The sequence below is a fragment of the Mesomycoplasma ovipneumoniae ATCC 29419 genome (genome assembly GCF_028885435.1).
Lineage (GTDB): Bacteria > Bacillota_I > Bacilli_A > Mycoplasmatales > Metamycoplasmataceae > Mesomycoplasma > Mesomycoplasma ovipneumoniae.
This window is the reverse complement of record NZ_CP118522.1, coordinates 1,035,481-1,060,097: the sequence shown is the minus strand read 5'-3', so window position 1 is coordinate 1,060,097 and position 24,617 is coordinate 1,035,481. Positions and strand designations below refer to the sequence as shown.

Sequence of the window (24,617 nt, the reverse complement as noted above, 5' to 3'; positions counted from 1 at the left end):
TATATTCACTAAAAAGTGAGTTTTTGCCATCAAACTGTGAAACTCAAAAAAATATACCTGAATTTTAGTGCAGTTTATTTTTAGCGATTGATGAACATAATAACTTATTCTTTTAAAACACATTTTTTAGGTATTTTTCCTAAAAAATTTTTAATATATAGTATAATTAAAAAAATAAAGAATTAATATTGTATATAAAAAAAGGAAAAAACATGAAGAAAAAGTTAAAGTTTTTTAAGTTTATTACTAATATTGTCGCTTTCACTTCACTTACACTAAGTGTTTTTGGGCCGCTTTGACATTTTCAAAATACAAAAAGCTATTCAGATTTTAAACTTGAAACTCGTGATATAGATCTATCAAATTCAAAAAAACCGGTAAATTTTGATGATCTAGTTCAAATTGTTTCAGCCAAAAACCAACAAAATTCGCTTGTTATTAATGCAAATATTAAGAATAACCAAACACGCCTAAACAAAACAAGTACTAATTCAGACTCTCCTAATTTAAATGATATTGAAATTCAAATTAATGAAGATGGTCAGGTAATTTTAAATAGTTCTTCACTTGAATTAGTTAACAAAAAAGCTGAACTCTATTTTGAAGAAGGTGTGCCAAAGCTAAAATTTGAAGGGCATGTTTTTGACTTTAGACAGCTTCAAAATAAAACTTGGGTTGAAAAAACTGCGGCGCCAGCAGCAGTTGCTGCTGTTCCTGCTGCTTTTAGTGGATTATTTTGATATGCTGTTGGAGCTGCTATCGTTGGTATTGCTGCTGCGTACATTTTTCCGAATATTGTTAGTGATGTTGGAAGATGATGGAATAATAATCGGCCTGCCCATCCTGTCCACAAGGATGATGATAGTCCTATTGTTTCAAGAGGTACTAACTCAATTGAAGTTGATTTAGATAAATTGACAAAAGGAAAAGACAAGTCTAGTATTAAAACAATAGCAGGTACAACGACTTTAAATCTTTCTATTGTAGATGATGAGACAAAATTAAGAAATTACACTGGAATCCACCCTGCTTGATTTTTTAATTTTCACAACACAGAATTAAAATCTTATTTTGTTATTAGTGAACAAGCAATCCCAGAAACTGCAGCCTGAATTTGAGCCGTTTCAAATTTAACAATGCAATCAAAATTAACTCAAATTGTAATTGAGAATTTGTTGCCTAGTGTAGTAAAAGCTAAAATGAATGTAAATGATGAAGACCGCAAAAATATGAAGGAAAAATTAAATTCTCCTATTGATTTTTATTCGAATAATCGATGAGTTATGAAAAATCTGGCCGAAAAAACAAGAGATACAGCAAATTTGATTGTAGGAAACGGATGGCTACGAGGATGATCAAATAATAATTTAAATAAAGATCCTGGTTTTACTAAAGGTCCTTTTGTTACTGGAAGTGGACTTGCTCATGATTCTATTGATTGAACCGACCCCGATAACTTCTTTAAAACTACTCACAAAGATAAAGTTTCGAAAAAAAATTCGAAAAAAAATTCGAAAAAAAAGCGTCACATAAAAGTCTTTTTCCCCGGTTATCATGTAAGAAGAGCAAGATTTAAAGATGAATTTGTAGACAGGGATAGAATGTTAAATGTTGAAAAGGTACATTTTTTATATGGAGCACCAATTAGATTTGAAGTCTAAGGCAAAAAAACAATTAAAAAAACTAAAATATTTAGAAATTAATATTAAAAGTCGTTGTTCAGTTGAAAGTATAATTCAAGATTATGATCTTGAGTGTGAAGATAGTTCAGCCCGAATTCCTGATTTTTTATGAGTTTATGGTATGGATTTTTGTTTTGATGCAATTAACCCGATTGAGACAATTATTGGTATTGACTATAAGCAGGACGGCTATATCTATAACTTAAAATTAGCAGATATTCCAAAAACTGTGTTTTTTTCTAAGGATCTTGAAAATTTCCATTTTTATAATGAAATTAGGTGCTTGATTGGTAATCAGACTTATGAGGATGAAGAATATTGTCAAAAAAATAAAAATAAAAGTGGTGAATATGTTTCTCAAGTTTATTTTTCAGATACATGCTACGACACTAAAGACTTGAAAAAGCTTGTTGTTGCCTTTGAAAACTTTGATGATATTGAAAAATGTGAATTTTCAATTTCTTATCCTATCGTTTTTAGAAAAATATTTAAATCAGTAGAAAAATTAAAAGAAATTGAATCTTTAATTATTAAGGAAATCAAAGAAAGCGTTCCTTATGCAAAGCCAAAAAATTTATCAAATTATCACGAAAAAATCTTTGATTTTTTATCAAAAAGATATGAATATAACTCAGAATATGTAGATATAAATAAAGCATATTTAGGACAAAAGGTAGAAAATATCTACAATTTGTTGTTAAAAGAGAATTATAATTTTGGCGAGGAAACCCAAATCGAACCAATTCAAAATGTATTTACTTTTGAAACCTATGAAAATTTGCTTAAAAAATTTGAAAAATACGGGATTAAAAAGCTTAATTTAAACATTGAAAATCGTGATAAATTTATTCTTAGTTGATTTGATAAATTTGGTCCAGAATATCGAAAGTATTGCATCGAACTTTTTGGTAAAAATGGTCAATTTTATTATGATAATTTGAATAAATGAACAAATAAAATTGAATTTATCTATTTGTTGCAAATTTTATTTGGTCCTAGATATCATTTAGACACTGAGAATGTCGAGCTTGCTGAACCTGATTATTTTATTTTACCAAGCTGAGCCAAACTTAAACTAGAAAATTTCCAAATTTTTTACTTTGGCGGGCAAGAGTATGGATTTTTTGATGAAATAATTGAACAATTTGACTCAAAAAAGCCAGTTTTTTGATTTAAACCGTATTATCGTTCCGCTTATAGCACCGAGACTGGCTGAATTTCGCCCATTTCCTTAAAAAATTTTATTCTATTGTATGCCGACGGTCAAAAAATTTATTACTGATTTGGCCATTCAAATTTATATGATGATATTTATCAAGGAAAATATGAAAATTTAAAATATTATTTTAAGGAAAAATTAGTCAAACTTGAACAAGATATTTTTCTCCGAAATAACCAAGATCCGCAGTTTGTTTTTTCTTCTCCACCAAAATCAAATTATTTAAATAAAAATGTAATTGAATCTTCTATGGAAGAATTAACTTTATATCGTGATGCAATTAAAAAATATCAAGAAGAAACAACTCATGAATTTGAGTATTTTCAAGATTTTATAGAAAATTCAGGTTTATATAACCAACAGGAAAAGAAATTGATTTTAGAAAGACACTTTGATTTTTCTTTAAATTATTGAGAAAAAAATTACTATTTTGAAGAGATTAAAAAAACAGATTTTCGCGGTGATTATGGCGAGAAAGCTCGTGATGATAAAAAAATGTTTGCTGATCTTTTCAATGGTAAAAAACTTCGAAGCTAAAAATTTTAAATTCTTTTTTAAAATTTTTAGCTTTTTTTTATTTTTGCTTATTCAAAAATAAAAATTTTGCTAGAAAAATTTTGTTTATTAGCAAAAGTTGCTTGAATTTTTATCAATTTATTTTTTAAGATGCTGAATTTTTAATGATATTTTCCCTAAAAATTTTAATGTATGCTATAATTTAAACACTAGGAATTTGAATATAGTACATAAATAAGGAGAAAAAATGAAGAAAAAACTAAAACTTTTTAAGTTTATCACTAATATAGTCGCTTTTACTTCACTTACGCTAAGTGTTTTTGGGCCGCTTTGATACTTTCAAAATACAAAAAGCTATTCAGACTTTAAACTTGAAACTCGTGATATAGATTTATCAAATTCAAAAAAACCGGTAAATTGTGATGATTTAGTTCAAATTGTTTCAGCAAAAAACCAACAAAATTCGCTTGTTATTAATACAAATATTAAAAAAGCCAAAACACATCTAAACAAAACAAGTACTAATTCAGACTCTCCTAATCTAGATGATATCGAAATTCAAATTAATCAAGAAGGTGAGGTAATTTTAAATAGTGCTTCACTTGAATTTGTTAACAAAAAAGCTGAACTCTATTTTGAAGAAGGTGTGCCAAAACTAAAATTAGAAGGGCATGTTTTTGATTTTAGAGAGCTTCAAAAACAAACACGGGTTGAAAAAACCTTCTTTTTCCTCTTGCCTTTTATTCCATTTATTTCAAATGCTGTCGCAGCTGCCATTACCGCAGTAGCAGTTTCCACAGCTGCTGCGGTAGCTGTGGAAACTTTTCCAAAGGTTGTTGATGATGTAGGTAGATGATTTGGGAACCGTGAAAGTTACTATGCGCCAGCTGATTATAGCCCTGTTCATGCGCCAGCTGATGATAACCCTATTGTTTGAAGAGATACTGACTCAATTGAAGTTGATTTAGATAAATTGACAAAAGGAAAAAGTAAGTCTAGAATTAAAGCAATTGCAAATATAAAGATTTTAAGACTTTCTGTTGTAAAAGATGAGAAAAAATTAAGACAATACACTGGAATCCATCCGGCTTGATTTTTTAATTTTCACACTGAAGGCTTAGAACCTTATTTTGTTATTAGTGAACAAGCAATTCCAGAAACTGCAGCTTGACTTTGAGCCGTTTCAAATTTGACAATGCAGTCAAAATTAACTCAAATTGTTATTGATACTTTCCTGCCTAGTTCGGTAAAAGCTAAAATTAATGATAATTATTATGACCGTAAAAATATGGAGGAAAAATTAAAGTCCCCTATTGATTTTTATTCATTTAATCGATTAGTTATGTGAAATTTGGCTGAAAAAACAAGAGATACAGCAAATTTGATAGTGGGAAATAGATGGTCAATTGATCCAAATAATAATTTAAATAAAGATCCCAGTTTTACTAAAGGTCCTTTTGTTACCGGAAGCGGACTTGCTCATAATTCTATTGATTGAACCGACCCTGACAACTTCTTTAGAACTACTCGCAAGGATAAAGAGCCAGAAGACAAGCCATACATAAAAGTGTTTTTCCCCGGATATCATGTAAGAAGAGTAAGATTTAAACGCGAACATCTAGATAGAGATGAAATGCTAAGTGTTGAAAAGGTACATTTTTTATATGGAACACCAATTAGATTTGATGTCTAAGGCAAAAAAACAATTAAAAAAACTAAAATATTTAGAAATTAATATTAAAAGTCCTTGTTCAGTTGAAAATATAATTCAAGATTATGATCCTGAGTGTGAAGATAGGTTTGCGCGAATACCTAATTTTTTATGAGTTTATGGTATGGATTTTTGCGCTGAGGTAATTAACCCGATTGAGACAATTATTGGTATTGACTATAAGCAGGATAGCTATATCTATAACTTAAAATTAGCAGATATTCCAAAAACTGTGTTTTTTTCTAAGGATCTTGAAAATTTCCATTTTTATAATGAAATTAGGTGTTTGATTGGTAGTCGCACTTATGAAGATCAAGAGTATTGTCAAAAAAATAAAAATCAGAGTGGTGAGCCTGCTCCTCGAGTTTATTTTTCAAATACTTGGTACTATACCAAAGGTTTGAAAAAGGTTGTTGTTGCCTTTGAAAACTTTAATGACACTGAAAAATGTGAATTTTCAATTTCTTATCCTACCGTTTTTAGAAAAATATTTAAATCAGTAGAAAAATTAAAAGAAATTGAATCTTTAATAATTAAGGAAATCAAAGAAAGTGTTCCTTATGCTAAGCCAAAAAATTTAGCAAATTATCACGAAAAAATCTTTGATTTTTTATCAAAAAGATATGAATATAACTCAGAATATGTAGATATAAACAAACCATATTTAGGACAAAATGTAGAAAATATCTACAATTTGTTGTTAAAACAGGGATATAATTTTGGCGAAAAAACCCAAATTCAACCAATTCAAAATGTATTTACTTTTGAGACTTATGAAAATTTGCTTAAAAAATTTGAAAAATACGGGATTAAAAAGCTTGATTTAAACATCGAAAACCGGGATAAATTTATTCTTAGTTGATTTGATAAATTCGGTCCGGAATATCGAAAATTTTGCATCAACCTTTTTGGTAAAAAAGGCCAATTTTACTATGATAATTTAAATAAATGAACAAATAAAATTGAATTTATTTACTTGTTGCAAATTTTATTTGGCCCTAGATATCATTTTAACACTGAGAATGTGTATCTTGATGATCCAGATTATTTTATTTTACCAAGTTGAGCTAAACTTAAACTAGAAAATTTCCAAATTTTTTACTTTGGTGGGCAAGAATATGGACTTTTTGATGAAATAATTGCACAATTTGACTCAAAAAAACCAGTTTTTTGGTTTAAACCGTATTATCGTTCAGCTTATAGTACCGAGACTGGGTGAATTTCGCCAATTTCCTTAAAAAATTTTATTTTATTGTATGTCGACGGGCCAAAAATTTATTACTGACTTGCCCATTCAAACTTATATGATGATATTTATCAAGGTAAATACCAAATTTTAAAATATTATTTTAAACAAAAATTAGTAAAACTTGAACAAGATATTTTTCTGCGCGATAATCAAGATCCACAGTTTTTTGTTTATTTTCCAAACAAAAATTATTTACATAAAAATGTAATTGAATCTTCAACGGAAGAACTAATTTTATTTCGTGATGCAATAAAACGATATCGCCAAGAAACTCCTGATGATTACTTATCATTTCAAAACTTTGTAAAAAATTCAAGTTTTTATAACTTGCCAGAAAAGAAATTGATTTTAGAAGAGCATTTTGATTTTTCTTTAAATAGTAGAGACAAAAATTACTATTTTGAAGAGATTAAAAAGACAGATTTTCGCGGTGATTATGGTGAGAAAGCTCGTGATGATAAAAAAATGTTTGCTGATCTTTTCAATGGCGAAAAACTTCGAAGTTAAAAATTTTAAATTCTTTTTTTTTTAAAATTTTTAACTTTTTTTATTTTTTCTTATTCAAAATAAATATTTTGTTAGAAAATTTTGTTTATTTGCAAAATTTGCTTGAATTTTTATCAATTTATTTTTTTAAGACCTGAATTTTTAACGATATTCTCCCTAAAAAGTTTTAATGTATGCTATAATTTAAACACTAGGAATTTGAATATAGTACATAAATAAGGAGAAAAAATGAAGAAAAAACTAAAACTTTTTAAGTTTATAACTAATATTATTGCTTTTTCATCATTAAGTCTAAGTGTTTTTGGGCCGCTTTGACATTTTCAAAATACAAAAAGCTATTCAGATTTTAAACTTGAAACTCGTGATATAGATCTATCAAATTCAAAAAAACCGGTAAATTTTGATGATTTAGTCCAAATTGTTTCAGCAAAAAACCAACAGAATTCGCTTGTCATCAATGCAAATATTAAAAAAGCCAAAACACATCTAAACAAAACAAGTACTAATTCAGACTCTCCTAGTCTAGATGATATCGAAATTCAAATTAATCAAGAAGGTGAGGTAATTTTAAATAGTTCTTCACTTGAATTAGTTAACAAAAAAGCTGAACTCTATTTTGAAGAAGGTGTGCCAAAACTAAAATTAGAAGGGCATGTTTTTGACTTTAGAGAGCTTCAAAATAAAACTCGGGTTGAAAAAACTGCGGCGCCAGCAGCAGTTGTTGCTGCTCCTGCTGCTTTTAGTGGATTATTTTGATATGCTATTGGAGCTGCTATTGTTGGTATTGCTGCTGCGTACATTTTTCCGAATATTGTTAGTGATGTTGGAAGATGATGAAATAATAATCGGTCTGCCCATCCTGTCCACAAGGATGATGATAGTCCTATTATTAGAAAAAATGAAAGCTCAATTGTGGTTGATTTAGGACGATTGCCAAAAGAAAAAGGTAAATCTACTATTAAAACAAAAGCAAAAGCAAAGGCAGAGCGTGTAAAACTTTCTATTATAAGAGACAAAGAAAGATTGAGAAGATACACAGGAATCCATCTTGCTTGATTCTTTAATTTTCGCACTAAAGGCCTACAACCTTATTTTGTTATTAGTGAAGAAGAAATATCAGAAAATCAAGCTTGAGTTTTAGCCGTTGGAAGCTTGCTAGCCCAATCAAAATTAACTCAGATTGTTATTGATAATTTGCTGCCTAATTTGACAAAAGGTAAAATTGATAAAGCAGACCGTAACTATATCAAGGAAAAATTAAATTCCCCTATTGATTTTTATTCCTATAATGAATCAGTTATGAAAACTTTGGCTATAAAAACAAAAGATACAGCAAATTTGATTGTGAGAAATGAAAGGCTAGTAGACCCGAATAATAATTTAAATAAAGATTCCGGTTTTACTAAAGATAACTTTGTTGTTGGAGAAGACCTAGTTAATGATGTTATTGATTGAACTGACTCTAAAAATAAGTTTGATGTTGAACCAAGTCGAAGTACAAATGAGCAACCATACGTAAAAATATATTTTCCCAGTTATCATGTAAGGAGATTAAGAATGATAGGGGATAAGGACAATGGTATAAAGTCGGAATTTTTACCAAGAAAAAAATGTTAAATATTGAAAAGGTGCATTTCTTATATGGAAAACCTGATAAATTCATTATCTAAGGTAAAAAAACACTTAAAAAAACTAAAATATATAGAAATCAATATTAAAAGTCGTTGTTCAATTCGAAACATGATCGAGAATGATGTTAAATTATCGCTTGATTGTAATTATGAGAATTATAGAATTCCAGATTTTTTATTCAATTACCTTTACGTTTATTATGACGTCTTCAACCCTAATCCAATTGAAAGAATTATTAGCTTAAATTATAAACAAGAAGATTATGTTTATAATTTAAAACTAGAAGATATCCCAAAAAGTGCGTTTTTTTCCAAAAAACTCAATAAATTTGGTTTTTATAATGATATTAGGTGTTTAATTGGCAACTGAGACGACGATGAATATTGTGATAAAAATGGAAAAGAAAATGTTGATTCTATCTCTGAACTTTCTCCTGCATATGCTTTACACGATGGTAAAGGTTTTGAAGAAGTTGTTGTTGTCTTTGAAAATTTTGATGATATTGAAAAATGCGAATTTTCAATCTCTTATCCGGCTATTTTCTGGAAAATGTTTAAATCAAAAAGCAAATTAAGAGAAATTGAAGCTTTAATTATTAAGGAAATTCAGGAAAGCGTTCCTTATGCAAAGCCAAAAAATTTAGCAAATTATCACGAAAAAATCTTTGATTTTTTATCAAAAAGACATGAATATAACTCAAAGTTTGTAGATATAAATAAAGCATATTTAGGAAAAAATGTAGAACATATCTACAATTTGTTATTAAAAGAGAATTATAATTTTGACGAAAAAACCCAAATTGAACCAATTCAAAATGTATTTACTTTTGAAACTTATGAAAATTTGCTTAAAAAATTTGAAAAATACGGTATTAAAAAGCTTAATTTAAACATTGAAAATCGTGATAAATTTATTCTTAGTTGATTTGATAAATTTGGACCGGAATATCGAAAGTATTGCATCGAACTTTTTGGTGAAAGAGGCCAAACTTATTATGATAATGTGAATAATTGGACAAATAAAATCGAATTAATCTACTTGCTGCAAATTTTATTTGGTCCTAAATATGAAATTGAAGGTCAATTTTTTTACCTCGATGAACCCGATTATTTAATTCTACCAAGGTGGGCAAAATTAAAACTTGAAAATTTCGAAATTTTTTACTTTGGCGGGCAAGAATATGGACTTTTTGATGAGGTAATTTCCCAATTTGACTCAAAAAACCCAGTTTTTTGATTTAAACCATATTACAAGTCCGCTTTTTGCGGAGGCGAAGGATGAATATTGCCAATTGCATTAAAAAATTTCATTTTATTGTATGTCGATGGGCAAAAAATTTATTACTGATTTGGACATTCAAATTTATATGATGATATTTATCAAGGCAAATACGAAATTTTAAAATATTATTTCAAACAAAAATTGGTCAAACTTGAACAAGATATTTTTCTGCGTGATGGCAAGGATCCGGCGTTCTTTGTTTCTAGATTACCAAGGGTAAATAATTTATCTAAAAATGTGATTGGATCATCTATGGAAGAATTAATTTTATATCGGGATTCCTTGAATAAATTTCTAAAAGGAACAGACCATGAATTTGAGTATTTTACAGACTTTATAGAAAATACTAATTTATATAGCCAACAAGAAAAAGAATTAATTTTAGAAGAACACGCTCCCTTTTCTTGAGATAATGATGATAGAACTGAATATTATGATGAAATTGCAAAAGTAGATTTTCGTGGTCACAAAAGTAAAAAATTTCTTGAGATAGAAGGAAAATAGTAGATCTTTTTGTTAATTAATCAATTTAATGATAAAAGATTTAACTTTATTTTTAAAATTTTTAACTTGTTTTTTTACATTCTTATTTATTTAAAAATAGCAATTTTGTTAGAAAAATTTTGTTTATTTGCAAAAATGTGCCTATTTTGAGCGGTTGGAAGTTTGTTAGCCCAATCAGAATTAGCCAAAATTATTATTAATAACTTGCTACCTAGTTCAGCAAAAGCTGAAACGAATAAAAATAAAAAAAACCGTAAAAATATGGATAATAAACTAAATTCACCTATTGATTTTTATTCATATAATCGATGAGTTATGAAGAATCTGGCTCAAAAAACAAGAGATACAGCAAATTTGATTGTAGGAAACTGATGGCTAGGAGAGCAAAGCAATAATTTAAATAAGGATCCTAGTTTTACTAAAGGTCCTTTTGTTACCGGAAGCGGACTTGCTCATGATTCTATTGATTGAAACGACCCTAAAAATGCTTTTGAGATTCCTGATAAACAATCTAATCCAAAATCATATACAAAAATTTTTTTCCCAAGTTATCATGTAAGAAGAGTAAGGCTTAAAAAGAAACGTGTAGATAGGGATAAAATGTTAAATGTAGAAAAGGTACATTTTTTATATGGAATACCAAATAGATTTGAAGTCTGAATCAAAAAAACAATTAAAAGAACTAAAATATTTAGAAATTGATATTAAAACTCGTTATTCAGTTATAAGCATATTTTCTGATAGAGATGTTCGCTGTGATCGTGATGAAAAATATCGAACAATTCCAGATTTTTTATGAGTTTATGTTATGGATTCTTGCGCGGTTGTAGATAATCCGATTGAAACTATTATTGGCATAGATTACAAACGTGATGATTATGTTTATAATTTAAGACTAGAAGATATCCCAAAAACAGTCTTTTTTTTGAAAAAACTGCATGACTTTGATTTTTATGATGAAATTAGGTGTTTGTCGCGTAGATGAACTGATGAGGATTATTGTCGAAACAAAGAAAATCTAAGTGATGAGTATAAATGAGAACCCTATTTTTCGGACACTCCCTATGAGACTAAAGATTTTAGAACAGTAATCGTTGCTTTTGAAAATTTTGATGACAAAGAAAAATGTGAATTTTCAATTTCCTTTCCTGCGGTTTTTCAAAAAATGTTCAAATCAAAAGATGAACTAAAAAAAATTGAAAATCTGATAATTAAGGAAATCAAAGAAAGCGTTCCTTATGCAAAGCCAAAAAATTTATGAAACTATCGGGAAAAAATCTTTGATTTTTTATCAAAAAGATACGAATATAATTCAAAATTTGTAGATACAAACAAACAATATTTAGGAGAAAATGTAGAAAATATCTACAATTTGTTGTTAAAAGAGGGTTATAATTTTGGCGAGAAAACCCAAATTCAACCAATTCAAAATGTATTTACATTTGAAACTTATGAAAATTTGCTTAAAAAATTTGAAAAATACGGGATTAAAAAGCTTGATTTGAACATTGAAAACCGTGATAAATTTATTCTTAGTTGATTTGATAAATTCGGCCCTGAATATCGAAAATTTTGCATTGACCTTTTTGGTAAAAAAGGTCAATTTTATTATGATAATTTAAATAAATGAACAAATAAAATTGAATTTATCTATTTGTTGCAAATTTTATTTGGTCCCAGATATTATTTTCCCACTGAGAATGTTGACATTGATGAACCTGATTATTTTATTTTACCAAGTTGAGCCAAACTTAAGCTGGAAAATTTCCAAATTTTTTACTTTGGTGGCCAAGAATATGGACTTTTTGATGAAATAATTTCCCAATTTGACTCAAAAAAACCAGTTTTTTGATTTAAACCGTATTATCGCTCGGCTTATAGCACCAACACTGGCTGAATTTCGCCCATTTCACTAAAAAATTTCATTTTACTGTATGTTGACGGGCAAAAAATTTATTACTGATTTGGCCATTCAAATTTATATGACGATATTTTCCAAGGTAAATACGAAATTTTAAAATATTATTTCAAACAAAAATTGGTCAAACTTGAACAAGATATTTTTCTGCGAAATAACCAAGACCCGCAGTTTGTTTTTTCTTCCCCATCAAAATCAAATTATTTAAATAAAAATGTAATTGAATCTTCTATGGAAGAACTAATTTTATATCGTGATGCAATTAAAAAATTTCAAGAAGAAACAACTCATGAATTTAAGTATTTTGACGATTTTGTAGAAAATTCGAGTTTATATAACCAACAAGAAAAAAAATTGATTTTAGAAGAGCATTTTGATTTTTCTTTAAGTAGTAGAGACAAAAATAGCTTTTTTGATGAGATTTCAAAAACAGATTTTCGCGGTGATTATAGTGAGAAAGCTCTTGATGATGAGAAAATGTTCGTTGATCTTTTCGACGGCGAAAAACTTCGGGACTAAAAATTTTAAATTCTTTTTTAAATTTTTAGCTTTTTTTATTTTTGGTTATTCAAAAATAAAAATTTTGTTAGAAAAATTTTGTTTATTTGCAAAGGTTGCCTGAATTTTTATCATTTTTTTTAAGACGCTGAATTTTTAATGAAATTTTCCCTAAAAAGTTTTAGTGTATGCTATAATTTAAACACTAGGAATTTGAATATAGTACATAAATAAGGAGAAAAAATGAAGAAAAAACTAAAACTTTTTAAGTTTATCACTAATATTATTGCTTTTTCATCATTAAGTCTAAGCGTTTTTGGTCCGCTTTGACATTTTCAAAATACAAAAAGCTATTCAGATTTCAAACTTGAAACTCGTGATATAGATTTATCAAATTCAAAAAAACCGGTAAATTTTGATGATTTAGTCCAAATTGTTTCAGCAAAAAACAAACAAAATTCGCTTGTTATTAATGCAAATATTAAAAAAGCCAAAACACATCTAAACAAAACAAGCACTAATTCAGACTCTCCTAATTTGGATGATATTGAAATTCAAATCAATCAACAAGGTGAGGTAATTTTAAATAGTGCTTCACTTGAATTTGTTAATAAAAAAGCTGAACTCTATTTTGAAGAAGGTGTACCAAAACTAAAATTAGAAGGGCATGTTTTTGATTTTAGAGAGTTTCAAAAACAAACACGGGTTGAAAAAACCTTCTTTTTCCTCTTGCCTTTTATTCCATTTATTTCAAATGCTGTCGCAGCTGCCATTGCCGCAGTAGCAGTTTCCACAGCTACCGCAGTAGCTGTGGAAACTTTTCCAAAGGTTGTTAATGATGTAGGTAGATGATTTGGCAACCGTGAGAGTTACTATCCGCCAGCTGATTATAGCCCTGTTCATGCGCCAGCTGATGATAACCCTATTGTTTGAAGAGATGCTGACTCAATTGAAGTTGATTTAGATAAATTGACAAAAGGAAAAAGTAAGTCTAGAATTAAAGCAATGGCAAATATAAAGATTTTAAGACTTTCTGTTGTAAAAGATAAGGAAAAATTAAGACAATACACTGGAATCCACCCTGCTTGATTTTTTAATTTTCACCACAAAGAATTAGAATCTTATTTTGTTATTAGTGAACAAACAATCCCAGAAACAGCGGCCTGATTTTGAGCCGTTTCAAATTTAACAATGCAGTCAAAATTAACTCAAATTGTTATTGATACTTTGCTGCCTAGCATAGTAAAAGCTAAAATTAATGAAAATGAAGATGACCGTAAAAATATGGAGGAAAAATTAAAATCACCTATTGATTTTTATTCATATGATCGATTAGTTATGTGAAATTTGGCTCAAAAAACAAAATATACAGCAAATTTAATAGTAGGAAATAGATGGTCATGAGATCCAACTAATAATTTGAATAAAGATATCGGTTTTACTAAGGATCACTTTGTTGTTGGAGAAGGTCTAGCTAGTGATGCTATTGATTGAACCGACCCTAAAAATGAGTTTGATATTGATAAAAGTAAAGATAAAAATAAACAATCATACGTAAAAATATATTTTCCCAATTATCATGTAAGAAGATTAAGAATGATAGGAGATAAGGAAAAGGGTATTGAGTCGGAATTTATACCAAGAAAAAAAATGTTAAATGTTGAAAAGGTGCATTTTTTATATGGAATCCCAACTAAATTTAATATCCAAGGCAAAAAAACAATTAATTAACCTAAAATATATAGAAATTAATATTAAAAGTCGTTGTTCAATTGGTGATATGGCTGAGGATGATGTGGATTCAACGTCTGATTGTTATTATAAGAATTATCCATTTCCAAATTTTTTATACGATTACCTTAAAGAAACCTACAATCCTAATCCAATTGAAAGAATTATAAGTTTAAATTATAAACAAGAAGATTATGTTTATAATTTAAAACTAGAAAATATTCCAAAAAGCGCGTTTTTTTCCAAAAATCTCAAAGATTTCCATTTTTATAATGATATTAGGTGTTTAATCGGCGACTTAGACGACAATGAATATTGTCGTAAAAATGGAAAAGAAAATGTTGATTCTATCTCTGAACTTTATCCTTGGTATGCTTTTCACGACGGTAAAGCTTTTAAAAAAGTTGTTGTTGTCTTTGAAAACTTTGGCGATATTGAAAAATGCGAATTTTCAATCTCTTATCCGGCTATTTTTTGAAAAATGTTTAAATCAAAAAGCAAATTAAGAGAAATTGAAGCTTTAATTATTAAGGAAATTCAGGAAAGTGTTCCTTATGCAAAGCCAAAAAATTTAGCAAATTACCGCGAAAAAATCTTTGATTTTTTATCAAATAGATATGAATATGATTCAAAGTTTGTAGATATAAATAAACCATATTTAGGACAAAATGTAGAAAAAATCTATAATTTGTTATTAAAAGAGAATTATAATTTTGGGGAAGAGACCCAAATTGAACCAATTCAAAATGTATTTACTTTTGAAACTTATGAAAATTTGCTTAAAAAATTTGAAAAATACGGCATTAAAAAGCTTAATTTAAACATTGAAAATCGCGATAAATTTATTCTTAGTTGATTTGATAAATTTGGTCCAGAGTATCGAAAATATTGCATCGAACTTTTTGGTAAAGATGGCCAAACTTATTATGATAATGTAAATAATTGGACAAATAAAATCGAATTAATCTATTTGTTGCAAATTTTATTTGGCCCTAAATACTGACTTGAAGATCTAGATTTTTACCCCGATAAACCTGATTATTTTATTCTACCAAGTTGGGCAAAACTAAAACTTGAAAATTTTGAAATTTTTTACTTTGGTGGACAAGAATATGGCCTTTTTGATGAAATAATTTCCCAATTTGACTCAAAAAAGCCAGTTTTTTGATTTCAACCATATTACTACTCCGCCTATGGAGCTGGTGAAGCACGGATTTTGCCAATTGCATTAAAAAATTTCATTTTATTGAATGTTGATGGTCAAAAAATTTATTACTGATTTGGCCATTCAAATTTATATAATAATATTTATCAAGGTAAATACGAAATTTTAAAATATTATTTCAAAGAAAAATTAGTCAAACTTGAACAAGATATTTTTTTGCGTGATGGCATTGATCCAGCGTTTTTTGTCTCTTGACCACCAAGGCAAAATAATTTAACTAAAAATGTGATTGGATCATCTATGGAAGAATTAATTTTATATCGGGATGCCTTGAATAAATTTCTAAAAGAAACAGACCATGAGTTTGAGTATTTTAGACGCTTTCTAGAAAATACTAATTTATATAGCCAACAAGAGAAAGAATTAATTTTACAACAACACCTTCTCTTTTCTTGAGATTCTGATGATTGAACTGAATATTATGATGAAATTGCAAGAGTAGATTTTCGTGGTCATAAAAGCAAAAAATTTATTGAGATAGAAGGAAAATCGTAGGTCTTTTTGTTAATTAATAAATTTAAAGACAAAAAATTTAAGTTTATTTTTAAAATTCTTAACTTGTTTTTTACATTCTTATTTATTTAAAAATAGCAATTTTGTTAGTTGAATTTATGTTTATTTACAAAAATGTACTTCCCGAGTTTCTCAATTTGATGAGATAATCTTAAAAAAATGTCGGTTTTAAACCAGGACAAAAAAAATTAACACTAAGGTGTTGGCTTTTTTGTCCGAGTTTACATTGCTACCTGCTTTCTTTTTAAAGGGGTCGAATTCGACCCCTTTAAAATTAGGGTTGTTAATAATCTCCAAGAAGCAAATTTAAATACAATATATTTATGTGCAAGAGTCCCTCGATATCTTCTGAGTTTTGCATATATCCCTTTTGCATTTGTTGTATTAATCCATTTTTGAGGCGATAAGGTAAATGCATTACTGCCAGCCTTTTTCAAAAACCCCTCGAATTCGAGGGGGTTAAATTCAAGATTATTTAATTGCTCCCATTCTCTTTTTTATCAATTATTTGGTATAGATGAAAATCGTGCTTTATTATCATTTTGCAACCTCGCTTGAAAAATTTAGGTGGATTTCCACTTTTTTATTTCAAAATAATTTTAACATAAATAAACTTATGTTTAGTAATAGTTTGAAAAATTTAGGTGGATTTCCACCTTTTTATTTCAATGTATCCAATATATCTAATTTAAATTTGTGAAAATACTTAAAACATTATCTATTTATAAATACTTGTCTATCACTTTTTGTTATATAGTTATATTTTTTAATGCTATAATTAATATAAAAAAAAGATTTATTAGAAAAAGCAAATTTAACAACAAATTGCATAGCGAATATGGGAAAGAATAAGTATATATCACTTAGAAATATCGAAAAGATATGTAAAGCACTTCAACGGGATATTGGAGAAGTTGTTTGTTATTGTAAACCAGGGGGATCTATTAATGAAGAGCGCGTATACAAGTATTGAACTTTTTGCAGGTGCAGGAGGATTGGCCTTAGGGTTAGAGCAGGCGGGATTTAAGCACATCGGATTAGTTGAATATGACAAATATGCTGCTAATACACTAAGAGCTAACAGACCAAAATGGAATGTTATTTGCGAAGATATAGAGATTGTGGCTAAGAAAGATTTAGAAAAGGAATTTAACATAAAAAAAGGAGAATTAGATTTATTATCTGGTGGAGCACCTTGCCAAAGTTTTAGTTATGCTGGTAAAAGATTAGGACTTGATGATGTTAGGGGTACAATGTTTTATCACTATGCAGTTTTTTTAAATAAATTGCAACCTAAAATGTTGTTGTTTGAAAACGTAAAGGGACTTTTATCTCACGATAATGGGAGAACTTTCAACACAATTATCAATATTTTTGAGCAAGAGGGATATAAAATATTCTATGAGGTATTAAATGCTTGAGATTATGGTGTTGCTCAGAAAAGAGAACGATTAATTGTTGTTGGTATAAGAAATGATTTAGTTAATGATAAAGAATTTTTGTATCCTTCAAAATATAAATATAAACCAGTATTATCGGATATTTTACAGGATGTTCCAAGTAGTCTAGGGGCTAAGTATTCAAAAACAAAAGAAGATATTTTTTCATTAGTTCCTCCAGGTGGGTATTGAAGAGATATTCCTGAAGACATAGCTAAAGACTATATGAAGTCTTGTTGGTATATGGGTGGTGGAAGAACAGGGATACTAAGGAGATTGAGTTTAGATGAGCCGTCATTAACAGTTTTAACTACACCTCAAATGAAACAAACTGATAGATGTCATCCAACAGAGACTAGACCATTTACTGTTAGAGAAAATGCTAGAATACAATCTTTTCCAGATGAATGGATATTTACAGGGCCGATGTCTTCACAATATAAGCAAGTTGGAAATGCGGTTCCTTGTAATTTGGCCAAAGAAGTAGGTTTAAAAATATTGGAGAAGTTAGAGGAAATTAGATATGGAAATTTATAAGTTAGATTTTATTTCACAAGAAGATTTTGAAAAGCTTATAACTAATACTTTGAAGCAATATAATGAAACGCTTGAGAGTATAAATTTAAAAAAATTCAATAGTAATTTAATTGATCCAATAAAATTACTATTTGATAAAAGTGTTTTTGATAAAAGTTTTGAAGACATAATAAAATTGGAAATTCACAAACAAAGAGATAGATCTAACAGTAATATAATTGGATATTTTCATCAAAATATGTTTAAGAATATAAAAAAATGTGAAGTTCCAGATGAGGGATGAGATGTGATTTTTACTGGTGATGATATAACATATTATGTTGAACTGAAAAATAAACATAATACAATGAATAGTTCATCATCGGCAAAAACATTTATGAAGATGCAAAATCATTTATTAAATGCGAAAGATAGAGATAGAAGCATTTGTGCATTAGTAGAAGTTATTGCTAAAAAATCTCAAAATATTCCGTGGGTTATTACTCTTGATAAAGTGAAACAATCTTCTAATGAAAAATTAAGAAGAATATCAATCGATAAGTTTTATGAAATTGTTACTGGAGATAAAAATTCTTTTAAATTAATATGTGAGCAGCTGCCAATAACAATTGAAAAAATCATTTCTAATAATAAATCACTCAAAGTTCAAAAAGACACAGTTTTTGAAGAGTTAAAAAATATAGATAATGATACACTTATAGCGCTATATAAACTAGCATTTAGTACTTATGAGGGGTTTAGTTGATAGAAATTTTATGACGACTAGAAATATAAATCTAGTCGTCTTTTTTCCTGAGTTTCCCAATTTGATGAGATGATCTCAAAAAAGTCTCAGTTTTTAGGGGGTTTTTTAATTTTTTGGCAAAAGTTAATTACAATTTTTTTACTGATTTACTAAAATATCAAAGTAAAAATCATCCTATTTCAAATATTTGGATCACTAGCAACGCCATCAAACTGTCAAACTCAGGAAAAATAACTATCAAAACAAAAACACTGAATTTTGAATCTAACTATCACGAAAGAAAAAATACAACTGCTATTTAAACTGAATGCAAATAGAAAACTCGTTTTTATTTGCAGCGAGCCTAAAAAAATATATGAAGTTTTGAAAGAACAATAATTAAAAGCCTTAAATTTGAAGATTTCTAAACGGTTAAATTTAAGGCATCCCATCATATTTAAAAATATAATGGAAAATTCGCATTTTCTGATTTTTTTATGGCAAAAACATAACTAATCCCCCCCTTAATTCAATACAAAATTTATTAATTCATTCTTAGTGAGAGTTATTATAACATAATTTTTTCTTGTACCAAACATTTTTTTTCAAAAGGTTAATTAGAAACTAATAAAAATTAATGTTTTAGGGTCAAAAAACCCGTATTTACGGGTGTTTTTTATATTTAGATTCACTAAAATGTGTTTTTTGCCATCCAACTGTCAAACTCAGGACTTAAAAATTCTTGAAAAAATTAGCGACTTGATTTTGTTTATTAAAGTTGTGATTTGCTCTTGGCAAATTTAGAAGGTTTTCTTATTTTTTTACTAATAAGGTTAGATTTTGTTTGCGTAGCTTTTTCCTAAAAAACTTTTCATCTCCTGCTTTGATTTTTTCTATTAAATTATGTTTAGTTAAAAAAAATATTTTTTATTATGAACACTCCCGTAAAAAAATTAACAAAACACAGCACTCAAAATCTTGACAAAAAACTAGTTGCCTGATTTTTTTCTACTAACTTACAATTTTAATGTATTTAAATTTGTCTTTAATTGTGAATTTGTATTGTTTCATTTTTACACACCTTTTTTCGAATACGTCTGAAATTTGTGTACTAAGTTATGCAGATTGAACTGCATTTTTATATTAAATAGTTCAAAAAAGTATATAAATTTATACACTTTTTTGACACTTTGATTTATTCTGTGTTTGTTTTAAATGGATTAAAAAATCATGGTGAATTTGCACTGGCGGGTGCAAGTAGATGCCATCTTAAAATTTGAGCAGCAAATGATTTAGTATTTTTTAAATCCAATGGATGTTCACCATTGAAGTTCACACCCAAATAGTTAAAACCGCGAGTTGCATAATTTCAACCTTGCAAACTGTTGTGAGGTGTTCCGGAGTTAATTAATGAAATGTAATTGTTATCAGCACTTAAAATTCCAGTTCCTGAATTTCCGGCATCAAAATATGTAGGCACATAACCATTTTGATGTCTTAACATTACATTATAATTGCTTAGACCTGGTCGGTGAATAACATATGCAGATTGTTTTCCATAAGGAAAACCAACAATTGAAAAGTCATAAATTAATGACTGGTGGTTTATATTATAATCCATACCATTGAAATTAAATTTCATATTTTCAAGCGCTAGTCATGATTTTAATCAGTTGGCATACTCATATTTTCCTTGTGCAAGTGCTTCATCATAAAGCGGCTTAACATCGACCACAAAAATAGTAGCATCAATATTGTGACCTTTATGTTCCTTTCCATCCCGACTTTGTTGATCTGATCCAGATCAAATTTGAGAAAGTAGAAATCCAGAATTTGGGTCTTCTTCTTGCTTTTGGCCTTGTGTTGGTTTAGGTTTTGTATTATTTGAAGAATTTGGACCTTTTAATAGGCCACCTCAGTAACTAAATCCAGCATTAACATTATTTTCAAAATTAAGTGAAGGTTTTACAATGTAACTATATCTTCGATAAGTGTTTGGTAAGCCAGTTGTTGAGTTATTTAGCTGGTCAAAATTTTTGACATTTTCTACGTGATTATTAGTTATAAAGTAGAATTTTCAGTCATTTTCATCATTATTTACTTTTCCAATCATCGTTGCAGAACCAAAACTAAAAGCAAGTGCACGTTGGAAATTATTTTCAAATTGAGGATTTGATTTGATAGTGGAATAATTTATATAATCATTGTTTTGTAAATAACCATTATGAATTTCATAGGGAACGTTTTGGTTTGGAAAATAAACATTTTTTCGAACATTAGGATCGGTATAAAAAGGAATTGGTGCATTTTCTTGAGTGTATGAAATCTGTTTATAATCGAATAAATTAGTTCGTCTAGTATGCTCTTCATATTGTTCATAATTCTCATAAATAACATTTACACCTGCACCTCTATCTCACAGGATAAAAGCTTTATTTTTGTCAAATTTATCATTATTTTTAAAAGGATCATAACCTTGAGTGGTATTTACATAATTGACAGGATTACCAACAATAATGCTATATTCTTCACCTTTCAAACTTAATTTAAAGTGCAATCCATCTATTTTTTTTGTAACATTTAATAATAATGTTAATTTGGGAAGTGGTGTAGAGCCATCGTTAGTATTATTATATCTTTCTGGTAGTTCAAGTTCAATATTTTGTTCTGACTTTCTTTTCAGTTCTGAATAGTTTATAGTAAATGAAGGAAACTTATAGTTAGCTTCACTGCCATGAATTGTAGGATCTCCTGGTTTAGTGAATCTATTATAGCGATTATCATCTTGAATTAAAACATTTCCATAAATTGTTAAATCTAGTTTTACATCTCGAGCATTTTCTAACATTTTTTCAAGGTACTTTTCTTTTAAAACTCAGGATGCACCTTTTCCATCTTGCGATCAAATTGCATCTTTAGCATTAAATTCAATTTGTCGATTTCGAATAACTTGATAATTTTCTACTATTAAAGTGTTAAGACCTGAATGTCTTCATTTGAAGCTTGAATTTTTGATATCATCAAGTGAAACAGAATTTGAACCAGCAACCTTGTATCAATTATTACCAACAACTATTTTTTCTGTTTCTTTTTTTTGGTTAGGGTAAGTATATTTTAAATTAATATAAGTATTGTTATTATACTGAACTTGTTCATGAATTGTAATATCCTTAGTGTCAATTGAATAGTTATTTAGTGTCAAAGTTTGTTTATTTCAAGTTAATTGTTGATTATTATATTGAAAATCTTGTAGACTCACTTTGTTCATAAGCAATTCTGGATATATATTATTTTGAAAATCATTTGATAAATTTACAAGTGTAATTTCTTCTGATTTTGAATAAACTTTGCTAGGATCACTTTTATTAATAAAGCCAATTTTGAATTTTAGCTCGCCTGTTCTCTCTGATTTTACATCATAATATACAATAAAATAGTCATTAATAATATCAGAAATATTATTTTGATTAGTTGTTACTCCACTAGGAATTATGCTATTTGTATTTACTACGAAAACATTTGCTGAATTGTCAATTTTAGCTTGAATACTTTGTTTATCAAATTCATCTCCTCCGGTGGCATCTTTTGATTCATCTAATGTTCTTTTAAACTCTGATGAATCATTTTGAGTGTTGTTATTGTAATTATTTTTAAGTTTTAATAAATATTGTAGGGCACTACCAGCATCTTGTTTTCGAAATTGGCTAACTAATTGTTGAGGGTTTAAAACACTAAAAAGTGTTTCTTTTCCGTTCACTTTAGCACCAGGAGTTTTTCTTAAAACAAAATTAGAAGCATTAATTTTATCAATTAATTGTTTATGAGCTTCATCAAAGTTAGGACTTATTCAATTAGAAGGTAGCGGAATGTCACTATTTCGTAGTGGTCGAAAATATCACATATTTTTAGCATATTTAGTTTTATAATCACTTTCAGTTATCTTTAAATCTCAATCTTGAAAAGGTAGTTCTTCATTATTTTTTTTGATTCCAAAAATTAATTTTGCTGTCCCACCGCGATTAGAATCATAAATATTTGAATGATCAAGTACTTCTTTAACAAAAAGTGAATATTTACCTATTTTTGGTCATTTATAAATATTATTTAACTCCTTTTCTGCCAATATTGAAGGAATTCCATGATGATCAACACCTTGTTTGATAGGTTGTAAATCCTTCAAAATTTGTTCACTACCACTTAAATTATCTTTATTTCATTCTACATTTGTAAGATAGCTAGAAATTAAAAGTTGCAAGTCCGCTTTATCTCTTTCAAGCTTGGTCATACTAGTAGATCGAAGAGTTATTTTATCTTTAGTTTGGAGTGTAATTTGCTTTACTATTTTTCCTAGTGCTAAGAAGTTAACTTTTGCACTAAAGTTTTCATTTTCATAGCTAATTTGAGCCAAATCATGTTGAAAAATGTGATCAACTTTATTACCTTTAGATCTAAAATTTTGCTTAATAATATCTTGAAGTTGACCAACGTGTTCTTTGTTAATTTGTTGAAGAGCAATTTTATCAAAATCATATAAGTCATCTAAATATTGAAACTTTGTATCTAAAGCTGATATCTTACTTTCGATATCATAAGTATAGGTATTATCTTTTTTAAAATCAAGTAATTTTGAAATTCTTGTTCTATGTCCTTGGCCATTAGTTACCTGATAAGTGATTTTAATTTTATTATTGTTGGAATTATCTAATTTTGTATCTTTGATTTCAAAAGAATAACCTTCTTTTCCAATTTTAGTCAATAATTTTGTAGTTTCAACATCAAAAGCTACTGGATTTAATTTGTCTTCAAGTCTATAAAGTTTAATTTTTGCTTCATCAAATGAAGGATTTACTTGTTCTAAATCAGTTTTAATTTGACTAATTTGTTCATCTGTTGCTGTTCCATTTAGAGCTTTTTGTGCATCAGTTAATTCTTTTTGTACTGCATTAATTTGTAATTCCAAATCACTAATATTACTTGAAAAAACTAGTTCTTGATTATGGAAAAATGACTGCGCTTTTAAAAGAGTAATATCTAATAATTTATCAGCATTGTTAGTAGTAGAAGTGTATTTTGGTGTTGATTTTATAGCTTCTGCTGACTTAATAGTATCACTTAATTTTGTTGATAAATTAGAAAGTTTACTAACTTTTTCTTCTATTTTTTTAAGATCTTGAGTACTTGTTTGTTCATTAATTTGTTGTGCAAAATGCAATTTTAAACTAAAAGCTAGTGTAGTAAATGTGTTAATTTTTTTAATACTTTTTTGCTGTTCTTGAAACAAAGTTGGTTGAATATTTTCAGGAGTTGCCGGTGTTTCCTGAGTTGTATTATCTGATGAGGCAGGATCAGGAGTTTTAACTTGATCTTCTGGTTTGGATTTAATTTCTTTGTTATCGTTTTTTAAGGTCGGATTATTTTCTTGACTTTTTTTATCTTCAACTTGATTATTTTGCTCTTCTTTTTTGTCTGAAGATAAATTATTTTGGTTATCTAAATTTGGTTTCTTAGGCAGTGGTTTTGCATTTTCGTTTTGTTTAGCTGGTGTTTTAATTTCAGGGGTAGTTCCACAAGCGATTACAACACCAAAAACTGTTACAAAAGAAGATAAAAGTAAGCTAGATTTAGTAATTTTAGATTTCATAATTAACTCTTTTATTGAATTCAATATTTTTTTATTATATAACACATTTTACTTTTTTGTAAAAAGGTGAAAAATAAACTTTAGGTTTTT

Annotated in this window: 15 protein-coding genes; 14 read left to right on the top strand and 1 reads right to left on the bottom strand. The window is 28.0% G+C overall.

The features are described 5' to 3' along the window. Window positions 1–212: 212 nt before the first annotated feature. The 14 genes from PWA39_RS03955 (at window position 213) to PWA39_RS03890 (ending at window position 19,209) form a co-directional block, all read left to right on the top strand. A complete protein-coding gene (locus tag PWA39_RS03955; protein WP_075949664.1) occupies window positions 213–1,661 on the top strand; it encodes a hypothetical protein in 1,449 nt (482 codons plus the stop codon). Beyond that, the gene (locus PWA39_RS03950) at window positions 1,633–3,438 is read left to right on the top strand and encodes a hypothetical protein (protein WP_274827451.1); all 1,806 of its coding nucleotides are present in this window, start codon (window positions 1,633–1,635) and stop codon (window positions 3,436–3,438) included. Before PWA39_RS03955 ends, PWA39_RS03950 begins: the two co-directional genes overlap by 29 nt. A gap of 226 nt (window positions 3,439–3,664) precedes the next feature. Continuing rightward, window positions 3,665–5,110: a hypothetical protein gene (locus PWA39_RS03945; RefSeq protein WP_274827450.1), complete on the top strand. Its 1,446-nt coding sequence runs from the start codon at window positions 3,665–3,667 to the stop codon at window positions 5,108–5,110. Further along, a complete protein-coding gene (locus PWA39_RS03940; RefSeq protein WP_081378730.1) occupies window positions 5,082–6,884 on the top strand; it encodes a hypothetical protein in 1,803 nt (600 codons plus the stop codon). The genes PWA39_RS03945 and PWA39_RS03940 overlap by 29 nt, the downstream gene beginning before the upstream one ends. A gap of 228 nt (window positions 6,885–7,112) precedes the next feature. Beyond that, window positions 7,113–8,501 carry a hypothetical protein gene (locus PWA39_RS03935; protein ID WP_274827449.1) on the top strand — a complete coding sequence of 463 codons (1,389 nt, stop codon included), beginning with the start codon at window positions 7,113–7,115 and terminating at the stop codon, window positions 8,499–8,501. Between the two features lie 24 nt (window positions 8,502–8,525). Continuing rightward, window positions 8,526–10,301 (top strand): hypothetical protein, encoded by a 1,776-nt coding sequence (locus PWA39_RS03930; protein ID WP_274827448.1) that lies wholly within the window; start codon window positions 8,526–8,528, stop codon window positions 10,299–10,301. A gap of 135 nt (window positions 10,302–10,436) precedes the next feature. After that, entirely contained in the window at window positions 10,437–11,009 is a 573-nt protein-coding gene (locus PWA39_RS03925; protein ID WP_274827447.1) for a hypothetical protein, read from the top strand. Then, complete coding sequence (locus tag PWA39_RS03920) at window positions 10,933–12,738, top strand: hypothetical protein (protein WP_274827446.1); 1,806 nt, start codon at window positions 10,933–10,935, stop codon at window positions 12,736–12,738. Before PWA39_RS03925 ends, PWA39_RS03920 begins: the two co-directional genes overlap by 77 nt. A gap of 222 nt (window positions 12,739–12,960) precedes the next feature. After that, window positions 12,961–14,448: a hypothetical protein gene (locus PWA39_RS03915; protein ID WP_274827445.1), complete on the top strand. Its 1,488-nt coding sequence runs from the start codon at window positions 12,961–12,963 to the stop codon at window positions 14,446–14,448. After that, window positions 14,399–16,168, top strand: a complete 1,770-nt coding sequence (locus tag PWA39_RS03910; RefSeq protein WP_274827444.1) for a hypothetical protein — start codon at window positions 14,399–14,401, stop codon at window positions 16,166–16,168. Before PWA39_RS03915 ends, PWA39_RS03910 begins: the two co-directional genes overlap by 50 nt. 856 nt (window positions 16,169–17,024) lie before the next feature. Then, window positions 17,025–17,213 (top strand): hypothetical protein, encoded by a 189-nt coding sequence (locus PWA39_RS03905; protein WP_075949688.1) that lies wholly within the window; start codon window positions 17,025–17,027, stop codon window positions 17,211–17,213. Then, complete coding sequence (locus PWA39_RS03900) at window positions 17,134–18,162, top strand: DNA cytosine methyltransferase (RefSeq protein ID WP_274827443.1); 1,029 nt, start codon at window positions 17,134–17,136, stop codon at window positions 18,160–18,162. Before PWA39_RS03905 ends, PWA39_RS03900 begins: the two co-directional genes overlap by 80 nt. Then, on the top strand, window positions 18,149–18,910 hold the full coding sequence (locus PWA39_RS03895; RefSeq protein ID WP_129644740.1) for an Eco47II family restriction endonuclease: 762 nt from the start codon (window positions 18,149–18,151) through the stop codon (window positions 18,908–18,910). Before PWA39_RS03900 ends, PWA39_RS03895 begins: the two co-directional genes overlap by 14 nt. A gap of 110 nt (window positions 18,911–19,020) precedes the next feature. Further along, window positions 19,021–19,209: a hypothetical protein gene (locus tag PWA39_RS03890; protein ID WP_075949660.1), complete on the top strand. Its 189-nt coding sequence runs from the start codon at window positions 19,021–19,023 to the stop codon at window positions 19,207–19,209. A gap of 872 nt (window positions 19,210–20,081) precedes the next feature. Here the strand turns inward: PWA39_RS03890 and PWA39_RS03885 are convergent. Further along, complete coding sequence (locus tag PWA39_RS03885; protein WP_069099291.1) at window positions 20,082–24,527, bottom strand: MGA_1079 family surface serine endopeptidase; 4,446 nt, start codon at window positions 24,525–24,527, stop codon at window positions 20,082–20,084. Between the last annotated feature and the right edge of the window lie 90 nt (window positions 24,528–24,617).